Source organism: Vagococcus proximus (genome assembly GCF_029143285.1).
Taxonomy (GTDB): Bacteria; Bacillota; Bacilli; order Lactobacillales; family Vagococcaceae; genus Vagococcus_D; species Vagococcus_D proximus.
Genome location: NZ_JAPDSH010000003.1, coordinates 1 through 13,647, shown reverse-complemented (window position 1 = coordinate 13,647; position 13,647 = coordinate 1). Strand labels below are relative to the sequence as shown.

The 13,647-nt window shown below is 32.2% G+C and carries 13 protein-coding genes; all 13 read left to right on the top strand.

The genetic code is table 11. From position 1 onward, the window contains the following. Nucleotides 1-105 precede the first annotated feature (105 nt). Entirely contained in the window at nt 106-585 is a 480-nt protein-coding gene (locus tag OL233_RS04650; protein ID WP_275471208.1) for a prolyl-tRNA synthetase associated domain-containing protein, read from the top strand. Between the two features lie 296 nt (nt 586-881). After that, nucleotides 882-3,365, top strand: coding sequence for a lectin-like domain-containing protein (locus OL233_RS04645; protein ID WP_275471207.1), 2,484 nt, complete (start codon nt 882-884; stop codon nt 3,363-3,365). After that, complete coding sequence (locus tag OL233_RS04640; protein ID WP_275471206.1) at nt 3,355-3,690, top strand: hypothetical protein; 336 nt, start codon at nt 3,355-3,357, stop codon at nt 3,688-3,690. Before OL233_RS04645 ends, OL233_RS04640 begins: the two co-directional genes overlap by 11 nt. Continuing rightward, on the top strand, nt 3,674-4,420 hold the full coding sequence (locus OL233_RS04635) for a WxL domain-containing protein (RefSeq protein ID WP_275471205.1): 747 nt from the start codon (nt 3,674-3,676) through the stop codon (nt 4,418-4,420). Before OL233_RS04640 ends, OL233_RS04635 begins: the two co-directional genes overlap by 17 nt. Nucleotides 4,421-4,479: 59 nt before the next feature. After that, nucleotides 4,480-5,493 carry a WxLIP family cell surface protein gene (locus OL233_RS04630; RefSeq protein ID WP_275471204.1) on the top strand — a complete coding sequence of 338 codons (1,014 nt, stop codon included), beginning with the start codon at nt 4,480-4,482 and terminating at the stop codon, nt 5,491-5,493. A 508-nt stretch (nt 5,494-6,001) separates the two neighbouring features. Continuing rightward, nucleotides 6,002-6,694 carry a hypothetical protein gene (locus OL233_RS04625; RefSeq protein WP_275471203.1) on the top strand — a complete coding sequence of 231 codons (693 nt, stop codon included), beginning with the start codon at nt 6,002-6,004 and terminating at the stop codon, nt 6,692-6,694. Between the two features lie 135 nt (nt 6,695-6,829). Next, entirely contained in the window at nt 6,830-7,195 is a 366-nt protein-coding gene (locus OL233_RS04620) for a DUF960 family protein (protein WP_275471202.1), read from the top strand. Nucleotides 7,196-7,620: 425 nt separating this feature from the next. Next, nucleotides 7,621-7,764, top strand: coding sequence for a teichoic acid D-Ala incorporation-associated protein DltX (dltX, locus tag OL233_RS04615; RefSeq protein WP_275471201.1), 144 nt, complete (start codon nt 7,621-7,623; stop codon nt 7,762-7,764). Between the two features lie 27 nt (nt 7,765-7,791). Further along, the gene (gene dltA, locus OL233_RS04610; RefSeq protein ID WP_275471200.1) at nt 7,792-9,300 is read left to right on the top strand and encodes a D-alanine--poly(phosphoribitol) ligase subunit DltA; all 1,509 of its coding nucleotides are present in this window, start codon (nt 7,792-7,794) and stop codon (nt 9,298-9,300) included. A gap of 35 nt (nt 9,301-9,335) precedes the next feature. After that, nucleotides 9,336-10,580, top strand: coding sequence for a D-alanyl-lipoteichoic acid biosynthesis protein DltB (gene dltB / locus OL233_RS04605; protein ID WP_275471447.1), 1,245 nt, complete (start codon nt 9,336-9,338; stop codon nt 10,578-10,580). Between the two features lie 18 nt (nt 10,581-10,598). After that, on the top strand, nt 10,599-10,829 hold the full coding sequence (gene dltC, locus OL233_RS04600) for a D-alanine--poly(phosphoribitol) ligase subunit DltC (RefSeq protein ID WP_275471199.1): 231 nt from the start codon (nt 10,599-10,601) through the stop codon (nt 10,827-10,829). A 175-nt stretch (nt 10,830-11,004) separates the two neighbouring features. Continuing rightward, nucleotides 11,005-11,997, top strand: a complete 993-nt coding sequence (locus OL233_RS04595; RefSeq protein WP_275471198.1) for a hypothetical protein — start codon at nt 11,005-11,007, stop codon at nt 11,995-11,997. Between the two features lie 401 nt (nt 11,998-12,398). Next, nucleotides 12,399-13,647 (top strand): SpaA isopeptide-forming pilin-related protein (locus tag OL233_RS04590; RefSeq protein WP_275471197.1); only part of this gene is annotated, 1,249 nt, incomplete at its 3' end.

Below are 13,647 nucleotides of genomic sequence, written 5' to 3'. Positions count from 1 at the left end.
TATTTAGAAATAACCTCATTATTTATGATACGGACATGCGTATCATAAATAATGAGTTAGTTCACCTGCCTAGATAGATACTTTTCAAGGAGCAAGGAGTTCATTATGAAAAATATAAGAGATGTATTTGAAGACTTATGTATAGATTACGATGTTATTAATCATCCACCAATTACTACTATTGAAGAGATGAATAGCTTATCGTTAAAAAATACTGATAGGATTGCTAAAAATTTATTTTTACGTGATGATAAAAAGAGGAATTATTATATTATTGTTGTTAAGAATACTTATCGTGTAAATTTAAAAGAATTAAAGGCAACCATAGGCTCTCGTCCACTGAGCTTTGCATCAGAAAAAGATTTAAATCATTATTTATCCTTGGAAAGAGGAGCTGTAACACCTTTAGGGGTCATAAATAATAAAATTAATAACGTAACAGTGGTTATTGATAGCTATTTTGAGTCTGGGATAATCGGGGTACATCCTAACGTAAACACAAGTACAGTTTTTTTAGAAACTAAAGATTTGAAATTATTTATAGAAAAGTGTGGTAATGTCGTAGAATCTATTGAATTTGATTGAGTGGTTTAACGATACAAGCAGGTAATTATTTTTAATCTATATTAGTTTAAAGTCCAACTGACACAATTTGTTAGTTGGACTTTTTTGTTTAATAAAAAATCAAACTAATGGTTTTTATCGTTTATGTCACACTTTTATTGAGTAGGTTAATGGATATTTGTTTAGATAGCACTTTTGTGGATAGAAAAATAGATAACTGTGAAAGACCTATTTTGTAATAAGGCCTATACTTTAATAATATAATGTATTTTAATTTTTCTAAATGATGATCTAATTTTGAATCGAGGAGGATATGATTGAAATTTAATAAGCTCAAAGTATTAGTCATGATAGGGGTGTTGGGTTCTCAGCTTATTACTAAGTCGGGCCTTACACAAATTGTGAAAAAAAATGAAAATGAGACAATAGGCTCTTGTCAGATAAAAGGAGAATTTAATTCAGAAGTTGAAACAGAAATTAAAGAAGAATGCTCAAGTGATGTAATATCAACTGAAGAAAATAATCAAGAAAGCCAAGTAAGTTACAAACGATTTGACGAGGGGACAGAAAGAAGTATATCAAAGATACCGAGTTTGATTGATATACATGGAAATAAAATTGAAGATGTTCAAAAAATATTAGATGTCTTTTCACCGCCAAATATTATCCAACGATTAAATGGGGGATCTACTTTAAATCCTGATCCAGAAAAAGGGCAGCAAGGAGAAATTCAACGAGAAGATAAAGTATTACAGTTGACTGATGCAGCAGTTCGTCCTGCTAAGGGAACATCGACATCTATTTGGGCCAAAACTAAAGTTGATTTATCTAAAAAGTTTACTTATGAATCTTATATTTATCTTGGAGATAGAAATAATGGCGAAATTGCTGATGGGATTACGTTTACTTTACATAATGATAAGGATGGTAAAAATGCAACCGATATAGGAAAAAAAGGTGGTCAATATGCCTCAAACGGTAATGCCGAAGGTGCCTATCTAGGAGTAAATGGTCCAAAAGTCAGTGGGATAGCAGCACAACAAAGTCCTAAAAATAGAAGAGTGAAAAATTCCTTATCTTTTGAATTGGATACTCATTTAAACCCACGAGTATCAGGTGATTTTGGTGCAGTTGATAATGATGTTCATAATGTAAGAGGAAGTAATGGGAGCAATTTTAATAAAAAAGGATCACATATGGGGTTTGTTAAAGGGTATGCTAACGAACCAAACGATCTTATTCCGCATGAATCTTTAGCGTTTTCTAAAGTTGACCTAGGTGATGGGAAATGGCACAAATTTCAAATATCATGGAACCCAACTGGTACTAATAGTGGGAGTTTAACGGCGGAGACAGATATGCAAGTAGTCTATAGAGATCAATCTGAGTCGGAAAATCCAATGGAGACAGACCATAGCTTAGTTTCATATCAATCAATGGATATAGCTGATATCAATGCTGTTTTTGGCTTTAAAATGGGAGAACCTAAAGAAGTGTGGTGGGGATACACAGGGTCCACTGGAGATATGTCTGCATCATCGGCGATTGCGGTTACTAAATTACCAGATGATCCGAACGTGAATGAAAAATTAGCGATTAAGAAACGAGAGGCTAACGATAAAGAGTATTCAGAAAAAATTAAAGTATCTAAGGGAAATAAACTGACATTAAAGAGTAATAATTTAGTTGAAAATAGCAAAACGAATGACACGAAAGTAAAGCACTGGCAGAATGTGACAACTTCTTTGAGATTACCTAAAGGCATAATATTGGATAGGGAGAGTTCTAAGGCAAGAATTTATAACTATCGTATTGGGTCAAAAAAAAAAGAATTGATGGATGAAGTAGATGTTTCTTTAGTAGAACAAGAAGGAATTGAATTAGTTAAAATCAAAGTTGATGGTAGTGTTAATGGTAATGATGGATATGAGGATAATCAAGAAATTGAGCTAGATTTAATTGTTGAAGATATGAAGAATTTAGAAGAGGATAAAAAAAGTATGATTACTGGTTTAGCTGAAGGTGAGAACGGTGTAACAAAATCTGAAAAACCAGTTTGTTTAGAAGTACTGGATCGTCAACCTATTACCGTCAACTATGTTTATAATAATGGATTGGATGACAAGTTATTGCCTAAAGAAATGGTTGAAAGTAAAATTTATGAGCCCAAAGACGAGCAACTATCTGTCTTAGTACCAACAGATATGCTGGACAAGCATTTCAATTATATTGAAAATAATTTGGGATTGGAGGAAATAAATGAGAAAGGAGAGTTAGTAATTCCGTTTAATGAAAATAGGCAAGTGGTTAATCTGAGATATGATGGAATGACATGGTTTGCATCATTAGAGGGAGGGCTGTCTTTTAAAGGAAAAATGCAAGCAGGCGCACAGGTATTGGACAGAGTAACAGACCAAATATATATTGAGGTGGAAAGTACTGTACTTGAACCAAATTGGCAACTAAAAGCTAAATTAACTGATTTTACAGGTGAAACACAAGTACCGGACAAAGGGTTAGAACTGAGAGTGGCAAATCAGTTTATTGGAAAAGAAATGACTACTCTTATAAGCGGAACAGCTAAAGCGAAAGAATTTGTTATTGGGGTGAAAGATAACAATAGCGCCCGTAATAATCTACAGGCAGATTTAATTGTGGCACCTAATAGTTATATGTGGACAAAGAAAGAATTGATCTATGATACAACTATTACATGGTTTTTAATAGATAATCAAGTTGGACAAACTTATAAAAATCAAAACGTATTTCCATTAAAAGAGGTGTTGGAGTATGAAAAGTAAACTTTGTTTTTTTATAGGTTTTATAGTAGTGATGGGGTGTTTCATAGGAGTAAGTAGTTCAGCTAAAGAAGTGAATAGTGATGAAAGAAGTCAAACGAGTGTCACGTTTTTACCTAATCCGTCTTGGCCATTACACCCAAAATCAATTAAAGTAACGACTCAGCATAGGGGACGTCTTCCGCAAACAGGAGAAGAAAAAGTATCTCGTCTGTGGGGAGGGTCAAGTCTAGTAGTAGTAGGTATAATGGGGTTATATTTTAGATGGCGAGTTTTAGATAATAAAAAAAGTAATAAGGGAGAATTTAAACATGAAAAAAACGATTAAAGTATTATTAGTATCAGGTATTGCATTGGGAGGGAGTTCAATAGGTTTAGTTGCCAATGCAGTCTCTGTGAAGGATGATCAGGCAGGAAAAACCGTAGGACATGTTACTTTTGAAAAGGGTGAATTAAGTTTTGTAAATAAAGATGCGGCTAATAAAGAGTTGGTAGTACCGACATTTGATTTTGAACCTGGCCAAGTAGGAAGCGAAAGTATAGCAAAACTAAAAGATAACTCTAATGAAAGTGATAATCATAATAATGCAGTTAGAGATACAGTAGGTGTGGTTGACTATACAGGTGAAGAACTAGGTTGGACAGTATCAGTTCAAGCAGAACAATTTATAGCGCCTCATAAGACGACAGAACCCGAAGAAACAACAAGAGCAGTGAAAGATGCTTTAGAGATAATGAGTATTGATTTTTCAATTAAAGCTAAAGATGTAACGGGACGAGATGGCGAGTTGTCATCTGATAAATTTGGAATGACAGATATTCAACTAGTAACAGTGGATGCTAAAAAAAATAGTGAACCTACGGCGATCTTTACAGCACCTAAAGGTGAAGAAAGTGCTGGAAAATTTTTATTTGACTATAGTAAAACAAAATTACGTATCCCACAAGCAACCGCAGCAACTGCTAAATCAACAACAGAGTATAAATCGGATTTAACTTGGAAACTTTCCCAAGGCACAAATAATTCTGGCCAAGAAGCAGCTGTACCAGTGAAATAATTAAAAATAAGGACTTTGGTCCTTATTTTTGTTTAATCAAGTAAAAAGGAGAAGTCTTAATGAAAAAGATAACAGTATTCTTTCTAGGAGTATTATTTCTAATGGTATCTATGATTGGTCATGGGGAAGGGTTTTCGATAAGCGTGACCCCTAATATTCCGGATAATCAACAAGGTGATAGTCGGAGTATGTATAATATTCGAATGAACCCTTCAGAAACGAAGACGTATAAACTTATAATTCATAATAGCGGAGAGATTGAAAAAAAAGTCGAGGTCATGATTGTTAATGCTAGCACTTTAGCAGAGGGAGTAATTGATAAATCAGATCCGAAAGCAAGGATGGTTAAAGGTGCTAAAAATAAATTAACAGATTTAACAACATTGAATGAGAATGAAGTGATTGTTCGAGCTGATAGTAGTCGAGAAGTACGGTTCACTATCACAGCTCCTAAAGAAGAGATTCAGGGAATTGTTTTAGGTGGAATTTATGTTATAGATAAGAATGAAAGTTTAGAAAGTGAAGACAAGCAAGACGGCGGTATGTCGATTCATAATCAAATGGGATATCCTGTTGAAATTATGTTATCAACATCTAAAAAACAAGTCAAAGCTAAGTTGGATTTAGAAGAAGTTAAAGTTGGACAATACGGTGGCCATCCATCTTTAGAAGTCCCCATTCAAAATATTAATTCTAATATTATTCCAGATTTAAAGGTGCAAACTAAAATTTATAAAAAAGGCTCAACTAAACTCCTAATAGAAAAGACGAAAGGAGACAATCAGTTGGCGCCACAAGCAATTTTTCCTTACCAAGTTCAATTGTCTGAAAATAAGTTATTGCCAGGTAAGTACCAGGCTTATATTAAAGCGACATCTGAATATGGTGAATGGGAATGGAATCGTGATTTTACAGTAACCAATGATGAAGCGAAGAAAATCAATGAGCGAACGATTCAAGAACCACTATCGTATCTTAAGTATTATTTGATTGGTGGAGGAATAGTAATCTTTTTAATAATCGTTTACTTGATTATTAAAGTTAGAAAGTTATCAAAAAAAGTGAATGAGTAATAAAATAGTTGGTGTAAAAATCAAAGAGCGATGATAGTCTTTAGTTTATGAAGAGATGACTAGTGACGAGTGTTACTGGAGTTCGAAGGGGGAGTATTTACTTTACGAAATAAGCTCCTTGTTATTAAGCTAATGTGTATAAGAGTAAGAGGAGTCTAAACATATTAATTAATTTATTGTTAATAATAAAAATGAGCTAAGGAACTTTCTAGAGTACTGCTTGTTAGATTAGTATTGAATCGCTAGAAATAGGGCAAATTATATATGATGATATATCTAGAAATTTATCTCAAATTGAAAAAGTTTATAAGTATCAGAACAATTTTGTAAAAGAACTATAATACTTATATATATAGCATGTAATGACATTATCAATTTATTGCAAAGACATGCGTATCATAAATAGTGGGATTTTTTTAATTTAGAATAAATATTACACCTGATTTTGATATAATAGTATGAGTTAGAGTTTGATTACTAGCTGAGCAAGGTAAAGATGGAGGGTATTATGAAAAAAGGGTTAGTTATATCATCACTATGTGTATTATGTTTATTAACGGGATGTGGAAAAAACGAAGGTGGAAAGACAAGCAAGACAGAAGAAATGCCATCGAAGGTTGAAACAACGCAAGATAAAGATTTAGAAGAAATGAAAAAAGAGGTAACGGATTTAAAGAAAGAGTTATCGAAGATGAAAAAAGAGTCATCTAAAGAATCAGATATAAGTGAAGAAAGTACAGAACAGTCAATTGAAAAAGAAAATACAACAACAGGTACTAAAAGTTTAGAAGAACAGGCTCATGAGAGATACAGAGAAGCAGAAGCAGCAGGTGCAAGTCCAGAAGCAGCAATAGCATATGGCGATGGACGAGTGGAACATTGGGAAGATTATAAAGAGGAGAAAGTTTCTAATGAAGTAAATAATGCGGAAGAAGCTGCTGAACGAGTATTAGCTATTAAGGATCAATGGCCTAAAAATAATGCTGATGTCACACTAGAAATTATCGAGCAATTAGGTGGTGGGGAGCTAATATCAGATGAAATAGGAGATTATTATGCGATTGGCTTTAAAACAAATGATCCAGCACCGATTGAAAAAAGCGGATTTGGTATGAAAGCTTTTAGAGTCTATACTGATGGTAGAATTGATGCTCAAACAAGACATACAGGGACGGATTTTGCAACAATAGTTTCGCCTTAAATACGGTAACTAAGTTAGAAAATTAAACTTAAATGTTATAGTATTATTTTATTTTGAAATACATATTCTAATTATGAGACAACTAACATTAAGTGTTGGTTGTCTTTTTTATTATAAAAATTAGGAGGAAAGTTAATGTTTAGTAATCAATTGAATCGATATATCACAAGAAGGGGCAATGAACGCGGCCCATACTTATTACAAAAGAAATTGTGGCAGTTGATTGATGAGTCAGTAAAAAGGAAGGAACGCTTAGATTATCTTCAAGTATTTAAATTAGAAAAAGAGGATAGTCAGTACTTACAAAAAATAACATATGGTCAGGAAAAGCCGAGACGAGAGACAAATAGTCATCAACCTGTCAATTATCTTGGATTGAAAAGACCCGTAAATTTAAATAATGTTTATGTGACCTTTAGAAGTTGTTTGTCTAAGGAGGGTAAAACATTTTCAGTCCTAATTTCTGAAGTATTATTTAAAATAGTTTCGGAAGAATTGTGATTATTTATCTCAGCAAACTATTATTATATATGTACTATTTTAAATCCACTAGTTGTTGAAAGTTATTTGCTGTAGGCTCTTAGATAGAGCATATTTTGATAGTTATATATAGGTATGACAAGAATAATTCTCTTTACGTTACGTTATCTCAGCTGAGTAAAGATATTACTAGCGGGTTTATGTATCCAGATGAAAGATTCCACAAAATAAATAAACTATTACTAACGTATTATCTTGTTATTAAAAAAGGAAATATGGTATTTATAACTAACCTTTTTTTGATTTTCTTAATCATATGTAAGAGTACAACAATAGGGGTGTGTAAGTCCTGAAAACCTTTGTAGACTTACATTTTATGCTATGATATTATTAAAATATTGTACTAATGTATTTATTGGTTTAACCAAGTGAGAGGATGAGACTTTATGTCCAATAAAAGTAACTGGAGAAGATTAGGGGCTTTTTTTTATAAAACTATATTATATAGTGTAATTTTATTACTACTATTATATGTGTATGTTTTTGTTATTGGTGGAGATGTTCCTGACTTTGTATATACCGAATTTTAATAGAAAGAAAGTCTGATGGTGGATAATATGAATAAAATAGTCACACAATTAAATAAGATTGCACGTGAAGAACCAAATAAAATTTGTTTTAAAGATGGAGATTTTACTTATACATATGGGCAATTAAAAAGAGAATCCGATACTTTAGCTGTACTACTTGCTCAACGTTATAAAAAAAATAAAACAATCTTAATATATGGTGGTATGGAGCATCAAATGTTTGTTTCTTATATTGCATGTATGAAATCGGGCCATGCCTATGCACCAGTTGATAATCAAACTCCAATCGATCGTATTGAGTTGATGATTGAGGTATCAGATTGTGAAGCAGTTATCACATGGAATGATTGGCCTGTAGATGAGAAGTTGATCTCAGTTATAACAAAAGTGGAAGCTGAGCAAGTGATGAGTGAGGAATTAGTGTTAGAAAAAAGTATTAAGCCTGTAACTGATGACGAAACTATCTATATTATCTTCACTTCAGGGACAACTGGAGTTCCTAAAGGAGTTCAAATAAGTTATTCTAATTTAATTAATTTCTTAGAATGGTGTGTTAGTGACTTTGATTTTAAAGAAGGAGATAATTTTTTAGCTCAAGTTCCTTATTCATTCGATGTATCGGTAATGATAACATATAGTAGTTTGTTGATGGGTGGCGTGTTGATTCCAATAACAAAAGAACTAATTTCTGATTACGAAGTATTATTTAACCGTTTAGAAGAATCCGAATTAGATGTATGGATTTCAACACCATCATTTGTTGAAATTTGTTTGATGAATGATGATTTCAATGGAAGTAATTATCCTAATTTAAGAAAATTTTTATTAGCTGGAGAAGAATTAAAACATAAAACAGCAAGTGAACTAGTTAAGAGGTTCCCAAATGCTAAAACTTATAATGCATATGGTCCTACTGAAGCAACAGTTATTGTAACTAAAATTGAAATTACACAAGAGTTGTTAAATAAAATGGATCGCCTACCAATTGGTTACATAAAACCAGGAACAGATATGTTTACTATGTTAGAAGGCAAGCGTTTGCCAGATGGTGAAAAAGGAGAATTAATTATAGCGGGACCAACAGTCTCTAAAGGCTATATCAATAATTCAGAGAAAACAAATGAGGTTTTCTTTGATTATGAGGGTACCCCAGCTTACCATACGGGTGACGCTGCTATAATTGAAGATGGCATAGTATATTATCGTGGAAGAATTGATTTTCAAATTAAATTCCATGGTTATCGCATGGAGTTAGAAGATATAGAGTATCATTTAAGGAAAAATAAATATGTCAAGTCAGCTACGGTTGTGCCGAAGTACAAAGATTTTAAAGTACAGAGGTTGGTTGCCTATATTATTCCAGAACACCATGATTTTGAAAAAGAATTTCATTTAGCTAAATATATAAAGAATGAAATGAAAGAATTAGTAATGGAGTATATGATTCCGCAAACTTTTATTTTTAGAGATGAACTTCCTTTAACTCAAAATGGAAAAATTGATCGTAAGCATTTAATTAGTGAGGTGAACGATTAGTGAATGAGGCTCTACTTAAATTTGATGAAAGTTTTATGTACATGACACCGTATGAATCACCTATATACTTTATTTTATTATTATTAGCCTTGATCCCATTAATTATTCAGTTGAAACGTGGGAAAAAATTTATGTGGTATCAAAATCTAATTACAGTATTTTTCTTATACATTAGTTTTGGCGGACCAGGCTATCCTACAGCGATTGCATTAATCATGTATTTAATTTGGCAAATACTATTAATAACGGGATATTTTCATTATAGAAAAAGTAAGAATAGTACGGTAATCTTTTATCTAGCAGTCTTAATGGCACTGTTACCGTTGATAATAGTTAAGATAATTCCATTTATAAAAAGTTTGAGTTTAAAAAATCCGAGTCTCTTAACAACAAATAACTTAGATACTGTTGCGAGTCTTGTTGGTTTTTTAGGTATTTCTTATTTAACTTTTAAATCAGTACAAATGGTAATGGATATTAGAGATGAGATGATTACGGATTATCAAGCGAGAAATTTTTTTCAGTTTTTAATTTTTTTCCCAACCATATCTTCAGGTCCAATTGATCGTTATGAAAGATTTGAAGAAGATTTACTAAATGTCCCTGATAAAAAAACATATGACGCAATGTTATATAGTGGGGTTCATATGATTTATAAAGGATTATTGTATAAATTTATTTTAGCAATTTTAATTGATAAGTTTTTATTGGTGCCTTTCCAAGAGCAAGCTTTAGCAGCAGGTGGTCTGTCTTGGCCACTAGTAGGTGTGATGTATTCTTATACATTATATCTATTCTTTGACTTTGCAGGGTATAGCCTATTTGCTGTAGGTACAAGTCGAATTATGGGCTATGATACTCCGATTAACTTTAACAAGCCATTTATCAGCCATAATATTAAAGATTTTTGGGAAAGATGGCATATATCACTTTCGACATGGTTCAGAGATTATGTTTATATGAGATTGATGATGACACTTTTAAAAAAACGTGTATTCAAAAGTAGAATTGTAACATCAAATATTGGTTATTTTGTACTATTTCTTTTAATGGCTATCTGGCATGGGATAACTTGGTATTATTTGGTTTATGGTTTATACCACGCTTCATTAATTTGTCTGACAGACTGGTGGATTAGATTTAAAAGAAAAAATAAACGTAAAAAGAAAATTTGGTTACCTAGTAATAAATTAACACATGTTTTTGCGATCTTTTTAACGTTTAATGCAGTTGCATTTGGGTTATTATTATTTTCAGGATTTTTAGATAAATTATTATAAAAATGGAGGATGATTAAAATGGATTTAACAGAACAAATTTTAGACATATTAGAAGATTTAACAGGTACGGATGAGGTAAAGGAAGATTTAGAACTAGATTTATTTGAAGAAGGTTTATTTGATTCGCTATCGGCTGTTCAATTATTAATTGAGTTAGAAGAGAAATGTGGTAAAAAGGTTCATGTAACTAAATTTAAAAAAGCAGAATGGGCAACTCCTCAAAAAATAATCGAAAAAATGAGTGAATAATTTTATACGATTTAGTGTCAAGAGAGGGTGAGTTACTATTAAGGGATTAATAAATACTGTTGAGAAATTAGGCCCGATTGTTATCTCTTTGATTATCTTAGCCATTGGATTACAAGTAACGTACAATTTGACGACGGTTAATTTTAAAGAAAGAGATGGTCAAGTTTTCACTAGAATGAAACAAATAAAAGAATTGGAAAAAGATAATCATCAAGTTGACGTGCTTTATATGGGTGAAAGTAAAGTTCAGTTGGGAATATCTCCGAGTACTGTGTATAAGCATAGCGGTTTTTCGGGCTTGAATCTAGGTTCAGCAGCACAGCCTATATACTTAACAGCTGAGTTAATAGATAGTTATACAGATAGGTTTAAGCCTAAAGTTGTTGTTGTAGAAGGTTTAGGATGGAATTTAGCTACTGAGCCACAGCATGGAACAAGACCAGAATATTATAAGTATGGTATTGATTTGCTACCAACGCGCAAAGAAAAAATAGATTTTTTAGATTCTTTAAAAGAACGTGGATTATCAAATGAGTTGACAGAGGTTTTGAGAAATCCGATGAGTCAAATGTTAACCTATGCTCAAAATGTTAATGATATTGATAAGGTAGAGCTTTTTCGTTTAAAAAAAGGCATGAAATCATACCCTTATGAAGAAAGTGCTTTGGGCTATACTAATTTAAGACCAATTGATATGAAGACAAGTAATGCTAAAACGCTTAAGTTAACAGGGAAGGAACCAGTACCTGTATCGGATGAGGATGTAAAAGAGTTATTAAATGTAAAAAAAATATTAGATAAAAAGGGTATTTCCTTAGTAGTCATATCAATGCCGTCATTTTCTAATAACGAAGTTGAAATGACCTCATTAAAGCAAAAGTGTATAAGTAAAGGGATTATGTTTATTGATTTTATGGATGAAGAAAATCTAAAACTTTTGAATTTTGATGATTATGGTGACTATCAAAACTATGCTCACCTTACATTGCAAGGTTCTGAAAAATTGTCAGAAATTTTAGCCTATTATTTGATGGCAGAGACATCTCCAAGTAAAAAAGATGATAAAGAAGCGATGTACTGGGATAATTTATCAAAAAGACATGAAGTTTTTATTGAAGAAAAAAGTGACATTCATAGGGAAGAAATTTCAAAATTAAGAAAGAAGTAAGTGCTAATCACTCGATTAGCACTTTTTTTGAAGACATAAAAAATCTAATTTGATATTATTTGTCAAATTAACCTAGATAACTCATCTTTGTCTACGTAATCCAAAAATACTTCCAACAGAGACTAAAAGAAATGCATGCTTCATATGACTCACGAGAATATATACATAATTTTGATGTGAGTTGTTCATTATATAGGGCATCTTTTATTTAGTCACTACTTTCTATATATTTTTTTTTTTTTGTAAAAAAATTATTAATATTCTGAAAAATAAATACAAAATTATAGGAGAGATGCTATATAATTTTGTTTATATTAGGACCCTTATAAACAATTTTGTTTATAAGAAAAATTTAATAGTCTATATCAGATATGCTGATTTAAGAAAGAAGGGGATTTTTTATGAGAAAATTTATGACAGTATTGATGGTGATGATAATCTCAGTAATATCACCATTAGCAAGTTTAGCCACACAAGTGAATGATATGGGGGGAGCGACATTTAAGACTATTGATATACCAGGATTTCATGGGGGAAATGCAACCGGTAATAATGGTGAAACACTCCCAACAGATGATCCGAATGCGTGGCATGAAGGAAATCCAGTCGGAATTAATTATGAATGGTGTATTGATGATAAGGTAGATATTGAAAATGGAGACACGACTACTGTAACATTACCACCAAATAGTGTTTTAGACGCAGACACAGAATTTGATATTCTAGATAGTAATAACAATGTTGTAGGTCATTTTAGTGGGAAAAAAGGTGAAGCTACGGGAACGATTACGTGGAATGGTTATTTTAAAGAACATCCAAACAATAAATGTGGAGAGATTTCTTTCGCGGTTCATGGTAATCGCCCTGATCCAAACCGAGCGAGTTTTGTTGCTAAAAATGGATGGGTAATTGGAGAACCAGACGAACAAGGGCATTACCATCAAATTATGTGGAACTTATTAATTAATCCAGCATCAAGAACGCTAACTGATACAGTAGTGTCAGATAGTTTTGCTAATCCTGAGTATCATTCGATTGATGAAGGCTCATTTAGATTAACTTATAAAGATGGTGGTGTAGATCAAGAAGAAGTTCCTACAGCTGTGTATAATTTATCAATTAATCAAAGTACGGGATCGTTTATAATGACATTTAATGGGGAATTAAAGCGTCCGGTTCAAGTTCTTTATACAAGTACTTTAAAAGAAGGTATTGAGTATTTACAAAACGGAAAAACAACAGTATTTAGAAATGATGTTAATTTAAAAGCCAATGAAGATGGGAATCCAGTAACTGAAGATGCTTATAAAGAAGTTGTCCTAAGTGGTGGTGGTTCAGGTGTCGGAGAAGATGCGGGGAAAATAGAAGTTATCAAGCATGACGAAGATGATGAGAATTTATTATTGGCGGGTGCAGAATTTGATGTATATGATAGTACTGGGAATGTGGTAGATCATATTGTTGTCGGAGAAGATGGGCACGGATTTACAGCCAAAAGAATGCTTGTTGGAGAGTATAAATTAATTGAAACAAAGGCACCAGATGGCTATCAAATTGATGAAACACCGCATTACGTAAGTGTTGAGGGAACAGAAACAGCAACAATTGTTATTTACATTGGTAATAAACGACCAGAACCAGTAATGCCTG